The 19,487-nt window shown below is 75.5% G+C and carries 13 protein-coding genes and 1 pseudogene; 7 read left to right on the plus strand and 7 right to left on the minus strand.

Annotation, left to right across the window (positions count from 1 at the left end):
- Positions 1-4: 4 nt before the first annotated feature.
- Positions 5-1,267 (minus strand): PQQ-binding-like beta-propeller repeat protein, encoded by a 1,263-nt coding sequence (locus tag ACFYZY_RS10295; RefSeq protein ID WP_388691790.1) that lies wholly within the window; start codon positions 1,265-1,267, stop codon positions 5-7.
- A gap of 126 nt (positions 1,268-1,393) precedes the next feature.
- Positions 1,394-2,259: pseudogene (dapA, locus tag ACFYZY_RS10300) on the minus strand (4-hydroxy-tetrahydrodipicolinate synthase).
- Between dapA and ACFYZY_RS10305 the strand changes: the two are divergent.
- Both ACFYZY_RS10305 and ACFYZY_RS10310 read left to right on the plus strand, forming a co-directional pair.
- Positions 2,252-2,383 carry a hypothetical protein gene (locus tag ACFYZY_RS10305; protein ID WP_388691972.1) on the plus strand — a complete coding sequence of 44 codons (132 nt, stop codon included), beginning with the start codon at positions 2,252-2,254 and terminating at the stop codon, positions 2,381-2,383. The pseudogene dapA and the gene ACFYZY_RS10305 overlap by 8 nt on opposite strands.
- A gap of 35 nt (positions 2,384-2,418) precedes the next feature.
- Positions 2,419-3,204: an antibiotic biosynthesis monooxygenase family protein gene (locus tag ACFYZY_RS10310; protein ID WP_388691792.1), complete on the plus strand. Its 786-nt coding sequence runs from the start codon at positions 2,419-2,421 to the stop codon at positions 3,202-3,204.
- Positions 3,205-3,264: 60 nt separating this feature from the next.
- Here ACFYZY_RS10310 and ACFYZY_RS10315 read toward each other — a convergent pair whose 3' ends face one another.
- Positions 3,265-5,100: an endonuclease/exonuclease/phosphatase family protein gene (locus ACFYZY_RS10315; protein ID WP_388691795.1), complete on the minus strand. Its 1,836-nt coding sequence runs from the start codon at positions 5,098-5,100 to the stop codon at positions 3,265-3,267.
- A 226-nt stretch (positions 5,101-5,326) separates the two neighbouring features.
- Between ACFYZY_RS10315 and ACFYZY_RS10320 the strand changes: the two genes are divergently transcribed.
- Together ACFYZY_RS10320 and ACFYZY_RS10325 are read left to right on the plus strand one after the other, a co-directional pair.
- Positions 5,327-6,772 carry a hypothetical protein gene (locus ACFYZY_RS10320; protein WP_388691797.1) on the plus strand — a complete coding sequence of 482 codons (1,446 nt, stop codon included), beginning with the start codon at positions 5,327-5,329 and terminating at the stop codon, positions 6,770-6,772.
- Positions 6,773-7,027: 255 nt separating this feature from the next.
- Positions 7,028-8,476, plus strand: coding sequence for an alkaline phosphatase PhoX (locus tag ACFYZY_RS10325; protein ID WP_388691799.1), 1,449 nt, complete (start codon positions 7,028-7,030; stop codon positions 8,474-8,476).
- A 67-nt stretch (positions 8,477-8,543) separates the two neighbouring features.
- Here the strand turns inward: ACFYZY_RS10325 and ACFYZY_RS10330 are convergent, their stop codons facing one another.
- A complete protein-coding gene (locus ACFYZY_RS10330; RefSeq protein WP_388691802.1) occupies positions 8,544-9,761 on the minus strand; it encodes a TerD family protein in 1,218 nt (405 codons plus the stop codon).
- Positions 9,762-9,942: 181 nt separating this feature from the next.
- Between ACFYZY_RS10330 and ACFYZY_RS10335 the strand changes: the two genes are divergently transcribed.
- The gene (locus ACFYZY_RS10335; RefSeq protein ID WP_388691804.1) at positions 9,943-10,983 is read left to right on the plus strand and encodes an AraC family transcriptional regulator; all 1,041 of its coding nucleotides are present in this window, start codon (positions 9,943-9,945) and stop codon (positions 10,981-10,983) included.
- 239 nt (positions 10,984-11,222) lie between these two features.
- On the opposite strand, the gene ACFYZY_RS10340 is transcribed toward ACFYZY_RS10335, so the two are convergent.
- The gene (locus ACFYZY_RS10340; RefSeq protein ID WP_388691807.1) at positions 11,223-12,032 is read right to left on the minus strand and encodes an NAD-dependent epimerase/dehydratase family protein; all 810 of its coding nucleotides are present in this window, start codon (positions 12,030-12,032) and stop codon (positions 11,223-11,225) included.
- A 339-nt stretch (positions 12,033-12,371) separates the two neighbouring features.
- Between ACFYZY_RS10340 and ACFYZY_RS10345 the strand changes: the two genes are divergently transcribed.
- Positions 12,372-13,304, plus strand: a complete 933-nt coding sequence (locus ACFYZY_RS10345; RefSeq protein WP_388691810.1) for a 5-dehydro-4-deoxyglucarate dehydratase — start codon at positions 12,372-12,374, stop codon at positions 13,302-13,304.
- 8 nt (positions 13,305-13,312) lie between these two features.
- A complete protein-coding gene (locus tag ACFYZY_RS10350; RefSeq protein WP_388691964.1) occupies positions 13,313-14,470 on the plus strand; it encodes a hypothetical protein in 1,158 nt (385 codons plus the stop codon).
- Between the two features lie 110 nt (positions 14,471-14,580).
- Here the strand turns inward: ACFYZY_RS10350 and ACFYZY_RS10355 are convergent, their stop codons facing one another.
- Together ACFYZY_RS10355 and ACFYZY_RS10360 are read right to left on the minus strand one after the other, a co-directional pair.
- Entirely contained in the window at positions 14,581-17,373 is a 2,793-nt protein-coding gene (locus ACFYZY_RS10355; protein WP_388691812.1) for a SpoIIE family protein phosphatase, read from the minus strand.
- The gene (locus ACFYZY_RS10360) at positions 17,370-19,436 is read right to left on the minus strand and encodes a SpoIIE family protein phosphatase (protein WP_388691815.1); all 2,067 of its coding nucleotides are present in this window, start codon (positions 19,434-19,436) and stop codon (positions 17,370-17,372) included. Before ACFYZY_RS10360 ends, ACFYZY_RS10355 begins: the two co-directional genes overlap by 4 nt.
- Positions 19,437-19,487: the final 51 nt, after the last annotated feature.

Here is a 19,487-nt window from a genome sequence, read left to right on the forward strand (position 1 = left end):
GTCCTCAGACGGCCGGCAGGGCGGTCAGCCGCTTTCCGTGGAGGGCCGCGAGGCGCTTGCCCGAGGCCACCACGTACCACTGCTCGACCGAGCCCGTACCGTCGTTGTACGTCCAGCGGTGCTTCCCGTCGCGGGCGTCGAAGGCGACGATCCCGCCCTTGTCGTCGAGTTCCGTCGCCCCGTAGAGGGTGTCTCCCACCATGGCGAACTGCCAGGGGATCGCGACGTCGAGCAGCTTCTCGTTGCGCCAGCGTTCCCTGCCCGTCGAGGGGTCCACCGCGCGCAGGACGTGCGCGGAGTCGGAGACGTGGAGCACGCCGTCCAGGACGGCGGGGCCGTGGAAACGGGTGAACTCCTCGGAGGCGAGCGACCAGCGTTCCCGTCCGTCCGCCAGCGCGAAGGCGCGGAGGCGCTGCCCGTCGGCGACGATCACCAGGTCCTGGTGGACGGCGAGCCGCTCGCTGTTGGAACGGCCGATCTTCTTCGTCCACACCTGACGGCCCGTGGCCGCGTCACGGACCGTCAGGTTCTCCCGGTAGTCGGTGTAGGCGAGGTACCGGCCCGCGAGCGTGGCGGTGATGCCGTGCTCCTGGGTGCCCGTGTCGCGCCGCTCCTGCCACACCACCTTGCCGGAGGCGATGTCGAGGGCCGCGATCACGTTGTTCCTGACGCTGAAGTCCTTCTCCAGGACGCCGGCGAGGACGTACACCCGGTGCTCGTCGGTGGCGAGGGTGCGCGGGTGGGCGTACTTCTCGCCGCCGAGCCTGCTGCGCCAGGTCTCCTCGCCGGTCGCCGGGTCGAGACCGACCACGTCCCCGTCGTACTGGGCGCTGGCCAGGTAGAGGGTGCCGCCACTGACGAGCAGGGGCGCGCCCGGCGTGGCCACCTCCTTCCGCGACCAGACCTCCTCGCCGGTGGTGAGCGAACGGCCCACCAGCGGGTCGCCGGAGACCAGGACCACGTCGCCGGCGACGGCGAGCGCGCCCTTCGCGCCGAACGCCCCGGACGCCGCGGGGGCCTGCCACAGCGGGCGCGGGGCGGTGCCCGGCGGCGGGGTGGTGAAGGCGCTGCCGGGGGTGGCGGACGCGCCCTTCCCGGGAGCGGTGGCGCCGGGGACGGGCTCCTCCGCCGGGCCGCAGCCCCACGCGCCCGCGCCGAGCGCCGCCAGGCCGAGGCCGCTCCCGGCCAGACGGAGCACGCGTCTGCGGGACGGTCCGTTCTTCCCGGCGTCCACCGGCCCCGTCGTGCTTCCTCCGCGTATCGGCATCCGTCGGCTCCCCGTCGTTCGTTCCGTTCCACTGCCGGGCGGCGCCCGGAGCGGGCCCAGGCTAACCACGGTTCCGCGCCCTTCCGGGGGCCGGGACGCAACGGGGACAGTGCCGTGAAGCTCCTGTCACACGGTGACGGGGACGGTGACGCCCGGGTCCGGCCGGAGCAGCTCCTCGTACAGCGCGCGCAGCCCGTCGGCGTCCTCCCGGCCGGCGGGCAGCAGCGGTTCCCGCACCGGGCCGCCGAGGAGCGCCTTGACGGTCACCGTGCCCGGCAGGCCGGACGCCGTCATCCGCTCGGCGAGCGGCAGCAGCCGGGCGTGGAGGCGGGCGGCCCCGGCGGTGTCGCCCGCGTCGAAGGCGTCGAGCACCGCGCGCGCGTGACGGGGCACCACGTTCGCCACCGTGCTCACGTAACCGGCGCCTCCCACCGCGTACAGCGGCAGGTTCAGCTCCTCGCAGCCCGAGTAGTACGCGAGCCCGGTCTCCGCGATCAGCCGCGCCGAACCGAGCAGGTCGCAGGAGCAGTCCTTCACCGCGACGATCCGCGGGTGCGCGGCGAGCCGCCGCATCGTCGCGGGCTCGACGCGGACGCCGGTGCGGCCGGGGATGTCGTACACCATCACCGGCAGGCCGGTCGCGTCCGCGACCTTCAGGAAGTGCGCCTCGACGGCCGCCTGCGGGGGACGGCTGTAGTACGGGGCGACGACGAGCAGCCCGTCCGCCCCCGCCTCCTCGGCCGCGCGGGCCAGCGCGGCGCTGTGCCGGGTGTCGGCGGTGCCCACGCCCGCGAGGACCGAGGGCCCGGGCCCGACGGCCTCCCGGACGGCGCGTACGAGCGCGGTCTTCTCGGCGTCGGTGGTGGTCGGGGACTCGCCCGTGGTCCCGTTGAGGACCAGTCCGTCGCAGCCCTCCGCCACGAGCCGGGCGGCGAGCGCGCCCGGCTCGTGGCGGGGTCGAGCGCGCCGGAGGAGGCGAACGGGGTGACCATCGCGCAGAGCGCGCGGCCGAAGGGCGGGGCGGGGGAGGGCGTGGTGGTCATGCCGGAAGTCTGGGCGCGACGGACGGTGAAGGTCCACTTAGATCTCCTTGTCCCGAAGAGCAAGGAGCGCTGAAGGGTCCTGGGTGGGACCCTTTCCGCCGCGGTCCCTTGACCTCAACCATGGTCGAGGCGGAACGGTGGAGCCGTCCGGACGACCCGGAGTCCCAGGAACAGGAGACCACCCCCATGAAGGCCGTCGCGCACCCGCACGCCCGTCCCGACCTCTACCGTCCCGGCGTCGGCGCCGTTCTCGTCAGCACCTGGCGGGTCGGCACCCCCGCACGGCAGCGGGCCGCCGTCGAAGCCGTCCGCGCGGTCTGGGAGCGCCGGGAGTGGCCCGATCCGGGACTGCTCTCGTACACCGTCCACACCGGCGCCGACGGGGACACGCTGCTCCACTACTCGCAGTGGACCGACGAGGCGGTCTACGAGGACTTCGTCCGCACCCACCGCGACGACCGGAACGCCGAGATCGACGCGGCCGTGCCCGGCGTCGAACGGGTGGTCCTGCACCGCTACGCGCCGCCCCGTCCGGTCGCCGCCCCCGGAACCGCGGACGGGCCGCCCGGGGCGCTCTCGGTCGTCGAGGCCGACTTCGGGGGACCGGGCGCCGGGCGCCGTGAGGGTCCGGAGGAGGTCGTGGACGCCGTCCTGGCCGGCGACCCGGCGACCCGGCTCGCGCCCGGCAGGATCGGCACGCACGTCCACCGGTCCACGGACGGCACCCGCGTCCTCGTCCTCACCGAGTGGGAGAGCGAGCGGGCCCTCGCCGGCTGGCGGGCGGAGTACGCCCCGCCCGGCGGAGCCCGGAGGCCGGCGCGCGAACTCCCCGGGCTCACCGGCGTCCGGGTGCGGTGGTACACGCCCGCGCTGAGCCTCGGCGCGGGCACGTGATCCGCCGGCGCCTCCCGGGGGACGCGGCCTCCCGGGAGGCGCCGGTCTCCTTCGAGGGTGTTACGGGCGGAAGCGCAGCACCTGCGGGTCGTGGTCGCTGTTCTGGTCCGCGAACTCCGCGTTGATGTGGACGCTGTCGTACGCGAAGTGGTGCACGCCCGGGCTGGTCAGGATCTGGTCGAGGACCTGGCTGTTGCCCTGGTACACGTACGAGTAGCGCTCCTCGCGCGGCAGCGACTTCACGGCCGGGTACAGCGCGCCGCCGTCCGTCAGCGCCTTCGTCGTGCCGGAGAACTCGAAGTCGTTGATGTCGCCGACCACCAGCACGTCGGCCTGCTTCTCGACCGCGAGGAGCTGCTTCACGAAGCCGTTGACGGCCTGGGCCTGGAGCAGGCGCTTGGCCTCGGAGGAACGGTTCGGCGGCTGGTGGTGCGAGACGATCGACTCGTCTCCGCCCTTCGAGCCGAAGTGGTTCGCGATCACGAAGACCGTACGGCCCCGGAAGACGAACTCGCCCGCGAGCGGCTTGCGGCTGTCCTGCCAGGCGGCGTTCGCCGGGTCGATCCGGCCGGGGGAGAGGGTCAGCTCGGCGCGGCCCTTGCGGCCGGTGACGCCGGTCGCGGTGGTGGCGTCGCCGCCCGGACGGTCCGTGAAGGAGACCCGCTCCGGGTTGAAGAGGAAGACCTGACGGATGTTGCCGCCGGGCTCGCCGCCGTCCTTGTCGTCCTCCGGGTCGATCGAACGCCAGTCGTACGCCGGACCGCCGGCCGCCACGATCGCGTCGGTGAACTTCTTCACCGTCACGTCGGCGGCGACCGTGCCGTCCTTCTTGGCGCCGTTGTTGTCCTGGATCTCCTCCAGGGCGATGACGTCCGGCGAGGCGAGGTTCGTCACGACCGCCTTCGCGAGCGCGTCGAACTTCTCCTGCGGGTCGGTCGGGTCCAGGTTCTCGACGTTGTACGTCGCCACGGCCAGCTCGTTCTTGTGCTGCCTGTCCGTGGTCTCGCGCTCCAGGCCCCGGTCCACGACCGTGCCGAGGGTACGGGCCGTCAGGGTGTAGCCGCCGTACTGGTTGAAGTCGAGCGGACCCTCGGTGGCGCCGGTGAGCACGTCGCCGACGTCGGCCCTGGGGAACGGCTGCTGGGCGAGCGGGACCAGCGACTGGACCTGGATCCGGCCGGTGTTCTGGTCCTCGTAGGAGCCGTAGACCGTGCCGCCGCGCCGGTTGGCGTTCTCCCACGGCTTCACCGTGACCCACAGCTCGGCGTGCGGGTCGGTGGCGCCGACCACCCGCGAGGAGTCGATCCGGACGTTGGTGCCCTCCAGGGACTCGTAGTAGTCCAGGGCGTACGTCCGGGGCTCCAGCGTCAGGCCGTTGATCGAGCCGCCCGCGGCCGGGTCGCCCTCCGGCGCGTACGCGTCGGGGACGGACGAGGACGAGATCGTCACCGGGGCCGGCACCGGGTTGCCCCGCGAGACGACGGTGACGACGGGCTTGGAGAGCTGCGTCAGCGACTGGTTGCCGGAGGACAGGCCGCCGGGAACGTACTCGGTGACCGTGCCCTTCACGCTGACCGCGTCGCCGACGGCGACGGTCGGGACGGAACCGGTGAAGACGAAGAGGCCCTCACTGGTGGCCGGGTCCGCGTCGGGGGTGGGGTCCTGGATCCAGAAGCCGCGCGAGCCGTAGGTGCGGACGCCCGTGACGATGCCCGTGACCCCGGTGACCTGCTGTCCGGCGAGGGGCGAGACGCGGGTCGTGCCCTGGATGTCGTGGACGCGGACGCCGGCGCCGTCCTCGGCGGACGCGCTCGCCGAACCGGCGAGCAGCCCGGCGGCCAGGGCGGCGGACACGACGGCGGCGACGGCCGCGGATCTCGGTATGGAGGAAGACATCGGGGACTCCGGGGGTGCTGGGAGGAACGGCAGGTGCATCTACGCGCGTCAATCTCTTGGCAGAGCACCCCCCTTGTCAAGGGCCGACGGGTGTACGGGGACCGACGGGTCCGTGAACCGGCGGACGGCCTCCCGGATGCGTCTACGCTGGGACGGCTCCGCGAGGTCTTCACCTCCCCGAGCCCTTTGACCCGCTCGCCCCGTACGCGCCGAGGAGACCCACCAGATGTCAGCGGAGCACCCCACCCTTCCCCCCGTTCGGCTGCGTGCGGACGCGGAGCTGGCGCGGGACGCCCTGGCCGCCCCCCTCCTCGCCGACGCGGCGAGGCTCGCCCGCTGGGCGGGGCCCGGCACCCGGGTGGACGCGGGCGGCGACCTGCTCGACGAGCAGCTCCCGGCGGCGGTCGGGGCCCTGGGCCTCGACGCGGACGAGGAGGGCGCGTTCCGCGCGGGCGACGCCTGGCGGCTCGCGGTCGACACCGGCCTCGTGGAGATCGAGGACGGCGAGGGCGAGGACGCCCCCGGAACGGCCGCGCCCGGCGAGAACCTGGCGCTCCTCACCGGCGGTTCGCCCCGGGACGTCCTCGCGCTCTGGCTGGACGGCTTCGAGGCGGTGTTCGTGGAGGCCGTCGCCCCCGTCCTGGACGACTTCGACGACCTCGTCGGGGAGGACGGCGAGATCGACATCGACGCCCTCGACTGGGACCCCGAGGCCGAGGCCGAGTTCCTGGAGGGCGTGCTCGGCAACCTCTACCTGCTGACGGTCAGCGAGGGCGGGGCCGGCGAGGGACCGGTGCCGCTGCCCGCCCTCGCCGCCTCGATGGTCGTCCCCGACGACATGGGCGAGCCCACCGACGACGTGCTGGAGCAGGTCTCGGACGCGATGATGCGGCTGGACGAGCAGTTCCGGCTCCTGGAGCCGATCGGGCTCGTGGAGTACCAGCCCCTGGACGAGGCCCTGATGGCCGAGGAGGGCGAGGAGTCCGCGCCGCCCGTGGACGACGAGGACGTCACCCGGTACGGCATGGTCCGGCTCACCCCGCTCGGCCTGTACGGCATCCGGGCCCGGATGCTGGAGGCCGGCGTCGACGCGCCCGCCGTCGGCGACCTGGCGGACAAGGGCGCCGACGCGCTCCTCGACGGGATCGCCGGCTACCCCGAGGCCGCGGCGCGGGAGGAGACCGCCGCCTGGCTGGCCGGCCGGGACGCGGTCGGCGCGGCCCGGGAGCTGCTGCACGCGGCCCGGGGCTCCGACGCGGGCTCCCCGCTCCGCCGCCTCCACTGCCAGCAGACGCTCTCCCTGGTGGGCCCGGAGGCGGAGCCCGCGGTGCGGGAGGTCCTGGACGACGCGGAACTCGGCGGCCTGGCGCGGGTCTGGCTCGCGGAGCGGGGCGCGGCCGACGTGCCCGCGCCGCCGGAGTCGATGATCTTCTGGCTGGCGATCGACACCATCGCGGCCCAGCTCGAAGCGGAGGGCGACCTGGAGGAGCTCCAGGAGCTGATCGAGGGCCTCACCGGGCGGCACGGCGGCTTCTTCGAGGCCGCCTGGCGGGTGGAGCACCCGGCGACGGCGGAGGTCCTGGAGGCGATGGGCCGTCTGCACCGGGACAAGGCCACGGCGAAGGAGGCCCGCAAGGCCGCCTTCAAGGCCCGCTCGCGGGCCGGTTCCTGACGGACCCGGGGCTTCCCCCGGCGGCTCCGGGGCTTCCGGCGGTTTTCCGCGCCCCTCGCCCGTTTCCGGGCGTTTCCCGCCGCTCCGGGCCGCTCCGGGCCGCTCCGGGCCGCTGTCGGCCGTTCCCGGCGGGACGGGTGCCGGGTGGCCGGGGGACGGATGCCCGCCGGTGTTCCCGTGGTGTTCAGACGCCGTTCGCGCGGACCCGCGAGGGTGACCAGCGAGATCCGGCCACCACAGGGAGAACCCATCACCATGCCGCTCAACCGCAGAGAGTTCGCCAAGCAGTCCGCCGCCACCGGTGCGGGGCTCGCCCTCACCGGTGTCGTCGGGGCTCTCGCCACCGCCCCCGAGGCGCTCGCGTCCGACGAGCCGGAGGCGTACGGAACCGGCCATGGACACGGTCGCGACCACGATCGCGGTCACGGGCACGCCCTCGGGTACGGGCCGCTGGTCGCGGACCCGAAGGGGGTGCTCGCGCTGCCGGCCGGCTTCTCGTACCGCGTCGTCACCCACAGCGGGGTGACCCGCCTGGAGTCGGGCGAGTTCACGCCCTCCAACCACGACGGCACCGCCGCCTTCGCCGGTCCGCGCGGCACCACGTACCTGGTCAACAACCACGAGCTGAAGGGTCCCCGCGCCAAGTGGGAGCACCCGGTCCCGCTCACCGAGGGCCTCGTCTACGACCCGGCCGCGGCCGGTGGCTGCACGGTCGTGGAGGTGCACCGCGACGGCACCGTGGCCGAGTGGGTCGGCCTCGCCGGCACCTCCACCAACTGCGCGGGCGGCCGCACCGAGTGGGGCACCTGGCTGACCGGCGAGGAGAACTCCGACCTCGCCGGCGTCAACGGCATGACCAGGGACCACGGGTACGTCTTCGAGGTCGATCCGCGCGACCGCCGGGCCAACCGCGCCCCGAAGCCGGTCAAGGCGTTCGGCCGGTACGACCACGAGGCCGTCGTCATCGACCCCCGGCACGGCCACGCCTACCTCACCGAGGACGCCTCCAACCCCAACGGGCTCCTCTTCCGCTGGGTGCCGCCGAAGGGCTTCGAGCACGGGCGCGGGAAGCTCCGCACCCTCGCCGACGACGCCGGTGTGCTCCAGGCCGCCAAGTGCGTCGACTCCTCCGGCCGCTTCGTCGACGACCTCTCCCGCGCCACCCGGATCGGCACCGTCTACGGCGTGGACTGGGTCGACGTCCCCGACCGCGACGCCCGCACCACCCCCGTCCGCAAGCAGTTCGCCGCCGGGCAGGTCACCCGCGGCCGCAAGCTGGAGGGCATGTGGTGGGCCGACGGCGGCGCCTACGTCGTCTCCTCCTTCGCGCGCGCCGAGAGCCCCGGCGCCGCGCACGACGGCCAGGTCTGGTTCTACGACCCGAAGCGCCGCACCCTCACCCTCAAGGTGCTGTTCGGCGTGAACGCGAACCCCGACGAGGACGGCGCCTTCGACGGCCCCGACAACATCACCGTCTCCCCGTACGGCGGGCTCGTCATCGCGGAGGACGGCGAGGGGGTCCAGCACCTCTTCGGCGCCACCGACTCCGGCCGTACGTACCCGATCGCCCGCAACGACCTCAACGACAGCGAGTTCACCGGCGTCGTCTTCTCGCCGGACGGCGACACGCTGTTCGCCAACATCCAGACCCCCGGCATCATGGTCGCGATCACCGGCCCCTGGCGCCGCCAGCCCCGCCGCTGAACCCGGCGCCACGGCCCGGCACCCGACGTGCCGGGCCGTGGACGCGCCGCGGTCCGCGGGCCGGCCGTCAGAGTGCCTGGGCGGCCGGCTTCACCATGCCCCGGACGGTCCGCGACTTCACGAACTCGCCCATCGCCGTCATCTCCCACTCGCCGGAGAACTGCCTGATCAGCTTCGCCATCATCACGCCGGTCTGGGGTTCGGCGGTGGTCAGGTCGAAGCGGACCAGCTCCTCGCCGGTCGCCGCGTCGAGCAGCCGGCAGTACGCCTTGGCGACCTCGGTGAACTTCTGGCCGGAGAAGGAGTTCACCGTGAAGACGAGACCGGTGACCTCGGCCGGCAGCCGGCCCAGGTCGACGGTGATCACCTCGTCGTCGCCCGCGCCCTCGCCGGTGAGGTTGTCGCCGGAGTGCTTGACCGAGCCGTTCAGGATGGCCAGCTTGCCGAAGTAGCAGCTGTCCAGGTGGTTGCGCTGCGGGCCGTACGCGATGACGGAGGCGTCCAGGTCGATGTCCTTGCCCCGGTAGGCGGGCTCCCAACCGAGGCCCATTTTGACCTGGGAGAGCAGCGGACGGCCGCCCTTGACCAGGGACACCGTCTGGTTCTTCTGGAGACTGACCCGGCCCTTGTCGAGGTTGATCTTGCCGGTGGGCGCGGGCGCGGGGGCGACGGGCGGCGCGGACGGGGCCGGGGGCGCGAGCCGGGGGTCCACCGGGGCGGCCGGCGGCGCGGGCGGGACGGGCGGCGCGACGGGAGCCGGGGCGGCGGGCGCGGCGACCGCCGGCTCCTCGTCCACCGAGACGCCGAAGTCGGTCGCGATGCCGGCGAGCCCGTTCGCGTAGCCCTGGCCCACGGCGCGGGCCTTCCACGCGCCGTTGCGCAGGTAGATCTCGACGACCACGAGGGCCGTCTCCGTGGACAGCCGGGGCGGGGTGAAGGTGGCGAGCACGCCGCCGTCCGCGTCGCGGATCGTCGCCGTGGGTTCGATGCCCTGGAAGGTCTGGCCCGCGGCGTCCGGGCTCGCCGTGACGACGATCCTCTCGACACCGGCCGGCAGCGCGCCGGTGTCGACCAGGATCGCGTCGGGCGCGGTCCCGCCGCCGGAGCGGTAGGTGACACCGGGGCCGGCGGGCTGGTTGTAGAAGATGAAGTCGTCGTCCGAGCGGACCTTGCCGTTGGCGCCGAGCAGCAGGCCCGAGACGTCGAGCCGCACCGGGGCGGCGACGTCCACCGCCACGCGCGCGGCGGTGAGAGGGATGTTCGAGCCGGGGGTCATAGCGGTCATGCCAGGGGTAACGATCAGGGCCCCTTTGCCGTTCCCTTACCTTCGCCGGGTTCGGCCACACCGGTGACGGGGGCGCTCTCCGGCCCCCGTCCGCCGCCGAAGCGGTACGGGCCGGTCCGGCGGGCCGTGACCGGCCGGGCGCCGCCCGGCCCCACCCCGGCATGTGCCTATCCTTTCGATCATGGGTGCGGTGGGGGCCGGGGGTGCGGTGGACGCGGTGGCGACGACGGGGCCGGCGGGACGGGTGGGACCGGCGGGCGGGAGTTCGTTCCGGACGGAGGACGTGGACGCGGCGCGCGAGGAGCTCGGCGTGCGGTACTACGAGAACCGCATGGACCTCGTCGAACGGGGGTCGCGCCCCTTCGCGGCGCGGTTCGACACCGTCGCCCTCGGGCCGCTGGTCATCGGTGACCTCAGTTGCGGGGCCGACGTCCGGATGAGCTTCGGGGAGCTGGGCGCCTATCACCTGAACGCCCCCCTGAGCGGCACGATGGAGGTGCGCCAGGGCGGCGGGCCGCCGCTCGTCGCCACGGCCGCCGAGGCGCTGCTGCTCGACCCGGCCGGGGACACCGTCCTGGACCGCTGGAGCGGCGACTGCCGGACCCTGGCGGTGAAGATCGGGGCGGCCGCGCTCCGCGACCGCCTCGAACAGCTGCTGGGCCGGCCGCCGCGCGGTCCGTTCGCCCTCGGGCCCCGGCTGGACATCACGCGGGGGCCCGGCCTGAGCTGGGTGCGCTTCGCCCGGCGGGTCGCGTGCGAGGCGCTCGCCGGGGAGGGGCTCGCCCACCACGAACTGGTGGCCGCGCCCCTCCAGGAGGCGCTGCTCAACGGGCTGCTCCTGGCCGCCGAGCACCCCTGGCGCGACGCGCTGGCCCACCCCGGGGAGGCCCGGCGCCCGGCGCCGGTCAAGCGGGTGATGGACGCGGTGCGGGAGCGCCCGGAGCACCCCTTCACGACCACCGAGCTCGCCGCCCTGGCCCGGGTGAGCGTGCGCCGCCTCCAGGAGTCCTTCCGGGAGTACGTGGGGACGTCCCCGATGGCGTACGTGCGGGAGGTCCGGCTCGACCGGGTCCGCGAGGAGCTGCGGGCCGCCGTCCCGGAGGAGGTGAGCGTGAGCGAGGTGGCCTGGCGCTGGGGCTTCGGCCACCAGGGCAGGTTCGCGGCGCGCTACCGGGAGAGGTTCGGCGAGCCGCCGTCCCGGACCCTGAGGGCGGGCCGCTGACCGGGGCTCCCCGGACGGCCCGCCGGCCGGGGCCCTGAGGGCGGGGTCGCCGATCGGGACCCTGCGACCGGGTCCGCCCGGTCCGCCGCGCGTTCCGGACAGGCGCCGCGTTCCGCGGCTCGCGGCGGTCACCGGCCGGGCCCTACGGTGGGCGGGTCCGGTCCGCAGGCGCGCACCGTGACCCGGGCCCCGGCCGGCTCCCCCGTATCAGTCCGGCCGGGTCCTGCGTATCCCCGCCGTCAGCGGGACGGGGGCGGCGGGTCCCCGCAGAAGCGGCCGCCCAGGTAGAGGGCGTCGGGACTGTCCTCGGGCAAGGGGCCCTGCTCCGCGAGGAGTTCCGCCGCGAAGACCTCCGCGTCGTCCTGCGGCGCGTAGCCGAGCGCCCGGGCCGTGGAGAGGTCCCATCGCAGACGGGTGTTGGCGGAGGAGCCGTACGCCACGGTGTGGCCGACGGACCCGGCGGTGAGCGAGGCGTGCAGGAGCCGGGCGCAGTCGCCGGGGCTGAGCCACAGCGAGAGCATCCGCACCGTGGTGGGCGCGGGGTAGCAGGAGCCGATGCGCAGGGAGACGGTCTCGACGCCGTGCCGGTCCCAGTAGAGCTGGGCCAGGTCCTCGCCGAAGCACTTGGAGAGTCCGTAGAAGGTGTCGGGCCGGTGCGGGACGTCGGCGGGGAGGAGCGGTTCTCCCTCGCGCGGAAGCGGGGTGAAGCCGACCGCGTGGTTGCTGGAGGCGAAGACCACGCGCCGGACGCCCTCCTCGCGGACGGCCTCGTAGAGGTGGTGGAGCCCGGTGACGTTGGCGGCCACGATCCTGTCGAAGTCGGACTCCAGGGAGATGCCCGCGAGGTGCACGACCGCGTCGACCCCCCGCACCGCCTCGCGCAGCGCCGCCCGGTCCGCGAGGTCCGCGACGATCGCGTCCGGCGCCCCGGGGACGGGGACGGCGTCCAGGAGGCGGAGTTCGTGGCCGTACGGGGGCAGCAGCTCCCGCATCAGGGTGCCGATGCCCCCGGCGGCGCCGGTGAGCAGGACGGTGCGGGGTGCGGTCATGGAACGGCTCCTCCATCGGGACGTGCGGGACGTGCGGGGCGTGCGGGTCCGGCGGGACGGCGGTCCGGGCCGGCCTGCCCGTGCGGTGCGGTGCGGGCGGGTCCGTCCGGGCGGCCGGATCCGGTCGGTTCGTTCATCTGTCCTGCATTCACAACCGTGGACACGCTAAGGAGCCGTCGGAGGAGCGTCAAGAAGGGGTGTGACGCCGTGTCGGACGCCTTGACCGGCGCCTCGGCGCTGGCCTAGCGTGCGGGGCAGTCTCGTTCAAGGATGTGGACGAGATTCATGAACATGCACACCGCTCATGACCGTGCACGACGGACTTCGCTGGGAGCGCCCGTGACCACCGCCCCGCTCGCCACCCGCCTCGACGGCCTGCTGTTCTTCCCCGTCACCGCCTTCGCGCCGGACGGCTCCCCCGACCTCGCCGCCTTCCGCGCGCACGTCCGCGCCGGGATCGACGCGGGCGCCGGGGCCGTGTTCGCCTGCTGCGGCACCGGCGAGTTCCACGCCCTCGCCCCCGAGGAGTTCCGGGACTGCGTCGCCGCCGCCGTGGAGGAGGCCGCCGGCCGCGTCCCCGTCGTCGCCGGCACCGGCTACGGCACCGCCCTCGCGATCCACCACGCCCGCCTCGCGGAGGAGGCCGGCGCGGACGGCCTCCTCGCCCTGCCCCCGTACCTCGTCGTCGCCGACCAGGCCGGACTGCTCCGCCACTACACCGAACTGGCCGCCGCCACCGCGCTCGACGTCATCGTCTACCAGCGCGACAACGCGGTCCTCACCCCCGACACCGCCGTCGCCCTCGCCCGCACCGACGGGATCATCGGCCTCAAGGACGGGCTCGGCGACCTCGGCCTGATGCAGCGGATCGTCAGCGCCGTCCGCGCCGAAGGTCTCGACCTGCTCTACTTCAACGGCCTGCCGACCGCCGAACTCACCGCCGCCGCCTACCGGGGCATCGGCGTCACCCTCTACTCCTCCGCCGCCTTCTGCTTCGCCCCCGACATCGCCCTCGCCCACCACCGCGCCCTCGCCGCCGGCGACGACGCCACCACGGACCTGCTCGTCGACGTCTTCTTCCGGCCGCTCGTCGAACTCCGTTCCCTGGGACGGGGATACGCCGTCTCGCTCGTCAAGGCGGCGGTCCGCGCGGGAGGCCAGGACGTGGGCGAGGTGCGACCGCCGCTGAGCGAGCCCGACCCCGCGCACGTCGGGGAACTGCTCCGGCTGGTCGACCGGGCCCGCGCCCTCCTGAAGGAGGCCGGGGCGTGAGCACGGGCCTGCGGGCGGGCGCCTTCGTCTATCCCTGGGACGTCGACGGCGACCCCGCCGCGCCCGGCCTCCTCGCGGACCTGGGGCTCGCCCGGGTGACGCTCGCCGCCGCCTACCACTCCGTACGGGCCCCGACCCCCCGGCACCCGGCCCACCGGATCGTCACCGCCGGGCACGCCGCCGTGCTCTACCCGCCGGACCCGGACCGCTGGGCGGGCCGCGCGCTCCGCCCGTACCCGGCGGGGGAGTGGGCCCCCGGCGACGCCTACGGACGCGCCGCCGGGGCCCTGGCCGCCGCCGGTCTGGAGGTGCACAGCTGGGTCGTCCTCGCGCACAACTCCCGCCTCGGCGCCGAACACCCGGAGACCTCCGTCGTCAACGCCTACGGGGACCGCTACCCCTGGGCCCCCTGCGTCGCCCGTTCCGACGTCCGCGACCTCCTCGTCGGCCTGGCCGCCGAGGCCGCCGTGCGCCCCGGCGCCGCCGGCACCGAACTGGAGTCCTGCGGCTGGTACGGCCTCGCCCACCTGCACGCCCACGACAAGACCGGCGGCGCGCTCCCGGGGGAGCGCGCGGAACTCCTGATGTCCCTCTGCTTCTGCCCCGTCTGCCGGGAGGGGTACGGGGCCCGGGGGGCCGACCCCGGCGAACTGGCCGCCGCGGTGCGCGCCGCCCTGGAGCCCGTCTGGGCCGGGACCGGCCCGGCGGGCGGGCTCGGCCGCCTGGAGGCCCCCGCCCTGGCCTGGCGCGCCGGGACCGCCCGCGCCTTCCAGGAGGCCGCCGTGGCCGCCGTGCGGGCCGCCGCCCCGCCCGGCTTCCGCGTCCTGCTGCACGCCGACCCCGACCCGTACCGCTGCGGCGCCGACACCGGCACGGACCCCGCCCACGTCCTGGGCCACGCGGACGGCGTCGTCGCCCGCCCGCCGAAGGTGGCCGCCTTCGCGGCCCACGCCCGCCCCGGCACCGTCCTCGCCGCCAACCTCCCCGTCGTCACCGGCCTGGGCGGCGACCCCGGGCGCCTGGCCCGCGACGCGGACCGGGCGCGCGCGGCGGGCGCGACCGAACTGCGGCTCTACCACGCCGGTCTGGCCTCGGACGAGGACCTGGCGGCGGTCCGCAGGGCGCTGCGGGGCACCGGTCCGGACGGTGCGCCACCGGCGCCGTGACCGGCCGGACGGGCAGGGCCCCGGGGAGGTCCGGAGGGACGCGCCGGGGCGCGCGGCGGCTCGGCGGCGCGGCCGCCCGGCCGCCGCCCGGACGCGCCGCCGGAAGGCCCTCACCAGGCCAGGTCCTCCAGCGCGTCCAGGTCCGGCATCACCGCCGCCGGACCGGCGTCGTCCGTGCTCACCCGCAGTTCGGCCCAGATCGTCTTGCCGCGCCGGCCGTACCGCGTGCCCCAGCGCTCCGCGTACCGCGCGACCAGGTACAGGCCCCGCCCGCCCTCGTCCGTCGCCGTCGCGTGCCGCAGATGCGGCGAGGTGCTGCTGCCGTCCGAGACCTCGCAGATCAGCGCCCGGTCGTGGAGCAGCCGTACGCGCACCGGGTCGGCGCCGTACCGCACCGCGTTCGTGAGCAGTTCGCTGAGGACCAGCTCCGCCGTGAACGCCGCCTCCTCCAGCCCCCACTCCACCAGCTTCGCCGCCGCCGCGTTCCGCACCGGGGACACCGCCGACGGGTCCCGCGCCACCTCCCACTCCGCGATCCGCTCCCGGTCGAGCCGGCGGGTCCGCGCCACCAGGAGCGCGATGTCGTCGCGCGGCGACGACGAGAGGAGCGCCGTCAGGACGTCCGCGCAGGTCTGTTCCGGGCTCCGGTCCCGGTGGGCGAGCGCGGACCGGAGCAGCCCGTGCCCCGTGTCGAAGTCCCGCCCGCCGTCCTCCAGGAGCCCGTCGGTGAAGAGCACCAGCCTGCTCCCCTCCGGCAGCGGCAGCTCCGTCGTGGCGAACGGCGTCTCGCCCAGACCGAGCCCGAGCGGCAGCCCCGGCGACAGCCCGGGGAACTCCACCCGCCCGTCCGGGGCCACGAGGGCGGGCCCGGGGTGGCCCGCGCTCGCCATCGTGCACAGCCCCGACGCCGGGTCGTAGATCGCGTACAGACAGGTCGCGCCGGTGATCCCCTCCTCGCGCCGCCGCCCCTCACCGTCCGTCCCCTCCCCCTCCTCCCGGGCGTCGATCTGCCCCGTCAACTCGTCCAGGCGGGCCAGCAGTTCGTCCGGCGGCACGTCCAGGGTCGAGAAGTTGTGCACCGCCGTGCGCAGCCGCCCCATGGTGGCCGCCGCGTGCAGCCCGTGCCCCACCACGTCGCCCACCACCAGCGCCACCCGCGCGCCCGGCAGCGGGATCACGTCGAACCAGTCGCCGCCCACCCCGGCCTCCGCCGGGAGGTAGCGGTACGCGACCTCCACCGCGCTCTGCTCCGGCAGCGCCCGGGGCAGCAGGCTCCGCTGGAGCGACACCGCCATCGCGTGCTCCCGGGTGAACCGGCGCGCGTTGTCGATCGCGACCGCCGCCCGCGCCGCCAGCTCCTCCGCGAACGACAGGTCCTCCTCCCCGAACGGCTCCGCCGTGTCCGCCCGCCAGAAGTTCGCCATCCCCAGGACCACCCCCCGGGCCAGCAGCGGCACCGTGAGCAGCGAGTGCATCCCGTACGCCAGGGCCCGCGCGGCCCCCTCCGGGTCCTGCGCCCGCCAGCGCTCCGCCGCCGCCAGCTCCGGCTGCACCACCGCGTGCCCGGTGTCCAGGGCCGTCGTCATCGGGGTGCCGGGCGCGTCGAAGAGGATGGTGTCCCCGACCGGCTGGAGCGGCTGGTCCGACCGCACCCCGCTCAGCGCCGTCCGCCGCATCCCGGCAGTCGCGGCCACCGCCTCCGCCGCCTCGGGGGGCTCCTCCCCGCGCAGCACCGGCTCCAGGAGCTCCACCGTGGCGAAGTCCGCGAACCGGGGCACCGCCACCTCCGCCAGCTCCTCCGCCGTCCGTACGACCTCCAGCGTCGTCCCGATCCGGACCCCCGCCTCGTACAGCAGCTGGAGCCGGCCCCGGGCCACCGCCGCCCGGCCGGACAGCGCGGCCAGCTCGGTGGTGTCCCGCATCGTCATCACACAGCCGGCCCCGCCCGCCCCGGGGAGGGTGGGCCGCACGCTCACCGCGAGGAGCCGGTCGCCCGCCCGGTGCACCTCGTCGGTCGCCGTCCGCCCCGACTCCAGGAGTTCGACCGTGCGCGGCGCGAGACCCAGCTCCGACACGTGCCGCCGCTCGGCCTCCGGGCCGAGCCCGAGGAGCCGGCGCGCCTCGTCGTTGGCGAGCAGCAGCCGGTGGTCGGCGTCCACGATCAGGACCCCTTCCCGCACGGCGTGCAGCACCGCCTCGTGGTGCTCCTTCATCCGGGTCATCTCGGCCGGCCCGAGCCCGTGCGTCTGCCGCCGCAGCCGCCGGCTCACCAGCGCGGCCCCGCCCACGGCCACCACGAGGGCGCCGCCCGCCGCGCCCGCGAGCAGCGGCAGCCGGTCCCCCGCGGAGTGCGCGATGTTCCCCACCTCGATGCCGCTGGTCACCAGGCCGACGACACGGCCCCGGCCGTCCACCACGGGGACCACGGCCCGCGCCGCGTCGTTCGGCGCGCCCTCGAACAGCTCCGTGTACGACGCGCCGCGCACCGCCCGCGAGAGGTCGCCGGACGCCTTGCGGCCGATCAGCTCCGGCCGCGCGTCGGTGTACCGCACCCCGCCGGGGCTCAGGACCGAGACGAAGTCCACGCCCGCCGCCCGCCGGGTCGCCTCCGCCCGGCCCTGCAGCTCCGCCGTCGGATCGGACGACGTGAGGGCGGCTGCGGTGCCCGGGGCGTGCGCGAACGCCTCCGCGACCGCGAGCGAGCGCGCCCGGGCGTTCTGTTCGGCGTCCCGCCGCTCCTGCTGGAACATCACGGCGGCCGCCATCACGATCACCAGGAGCGCGATCAGCGCCTCCAGGGCGAACACCTGCCCGGCGACGCTCCGCAGCCCCGTGCCGCGCGTCTTCCCCCGCTCCCGGCGGGGACCGGTGCCGGAACCGTCCCGCCGCCCCCGCGCGGTCATCCCGTGCTCCGGGCGACCAGGAGCGCCACGTCGTCCGGCGCGCCCGGCCGCCGCAGCGCCCGCAGCAACTGGTCGCAGGTCTCCTCCAGGGGGCCGCGCGCCTCGTCGAGCAGGCCCACGAGCAGCGCGAGCCGGTCGTCGATCGCCTCGTCCCGGGTCTCGATCAGGCCGTCCGTGAAGAGCACCAGCCGGTCCCCGGGCCGGAACGGCACCCGGGCCGTGCGGAAGCTGCCGCCGCCCACCCCCAGCGGCACCCCCGTCGAGAGCCGCACCAACTCGGCGGGACCGTCCGCCGGGACCCGCACGGGCGGCAGGTGGCCCGCGTTCGCGATCCGGCACCGGCCCCGCACCGGGTCGTGCACGGCGAAGAGACAGGTCGCGATGTAGTGCTCCAGGCCCGCGGTGATGCGGTCCAGGTGCCGCAGGACCTGCGCGGGGGACAGGTCGAGGTCCGCGAACGCGCAGGTGGCCGTCCGCAGCCGGCCCATCGTGGCCGCCGCGTCGATCCCGCTGCCCATCACGTCCCCCACGACGAGCGCCGTCTTGTCGTCGGGCAGCGGGATCACGTCGTACCAGTCGCCGCCGACCTCGCTCGACGCCTGCGCCGGCTGGTAACGGGCCGCCACCTCCAGGCCCGCCCGCTCCGGCGGCACGCCCGGCAGCAGGCTGCGCTGGAGCGTCACCGCCGAGTTCCGCACGCTCTGGTACCACCGGGCGTTGTCGATGCTCACCGCCGCCCGCGCCGCCAGCTCCGTCGCCAGGAGCACGTCGTCCCCGTCGAACGGCAGCGGGTTGCGGTCCCGCTTGAGGTCCAGCGCGCCGAGGACCTCGCCGCGCGCGATCAGCGGCACCGCCAGGTACGAGTGGACCCCGGCCGCGGCCAGCATCTCCGCCGCCTCCGGGCTCCGTGCGATCCGGTCCAGGTCGTCCGGGCCGGCCCGCCCCACCAGGACCGGCAGGCCGGTGTGCACGCACCGGGTGACCAGCCGGTCCGCCCCGTACATCGCGACCTCCCCGGGCGGGTCGGCGGCCGGCAGCGCCTCCGTCGGGCCCGCCGCCTTCACCGCGAGCGCGCGGAACAGCTCGGGCCCCCGCTCCGGCGCGCCGGGCCTGCGCAGCGCCAGGACGGAGTCGAGGACGTCGACGGCGGCGACGTCCGCCAGCTCCGGCACGACCACCGACGCCAGCTCGTCGGCCGTCCGCTCCACCTCCAGGGTGGTGCCGACCCGGGCCGACGCCTCCGCGACGAGCGCGAGCCGCCGGCGCGCCCGGTCCGCCTCCGCGTCCGCCCGGTGCCGCTCGGTCACGTCGGTCACCGACGCCGCCACGCCCAGGATCCGGCGCTCGCCGCCTTCCAGGCGGTAGAGGGAGACCGACCAGACGTGGTCGCGGTCCGGGTCGGCCGGGGTCCGGCCCGTGAGGGAGAGGTCGAACAGCGGAGTGCCCGACGCCAGGACCGTGCGCATCGCCTCCTCCAGGGCCGGCGCGTCGAGCCCCGGCAGCACGTCGGAGAAGCGCCGTCCGGAGTGCAGCGCGGCGGCGATGCCGTTGATCCGCTCCAGGGCCGGGTTCACCAGGACGAAGCGCAGCTCGGTGTCGAGGACGGCGAGACCCGTGGGGGACTGGGAGACCAGCCGGTCGGAGAGGGCCAGCTCGGCCTCGGCCCGCTCGACGGCGGAGCGGTCGGCGGCGATCCCCAGGGCGTACAGGCCGCCCAGGTCGTCGGTGAGCCGCATGTTGCGGAACTCCACCGGCCGGACGGTGCCGTCCTTGTGCCGCACGGGAAAGGTGCCGGACCAGGACGCGCCGCCGGCCAGCACCTCGGCGAAGAGGCGCACCGCCTCCTCCCGGTGCTCCTCGTCCACGATCAGCCGGGCCACGTACCGGCCCAGGGCCTCGTCGGCGCCGAAACCGAACAGGGACTCCGCCTGCGGGCTCCACAGCACGATCCGGCCGCGCGCGTCCACGACGACGGCGGCCACTCCGAGCACGTCGAGCAGCCCCTCGCCGTCCAGGGGCACTCCGACCCGCCCCGCCGTCCCAGGGAAGGAACCGGCCGTCACCCTGCCCTCCTCCCGCCGCGCCCGTGCTTTCCTCCATGCTCCCCGCCCCCG

The sequence above is a fragment of the Streptomyces sp. NPDC001744 genome (genome assembly GCF_042892575.1).
Lineage (GTDB): Bacteria > Actinomycetota > Actinomycetes > Streptomycetales > Streptomycetaceae > Streptomyces.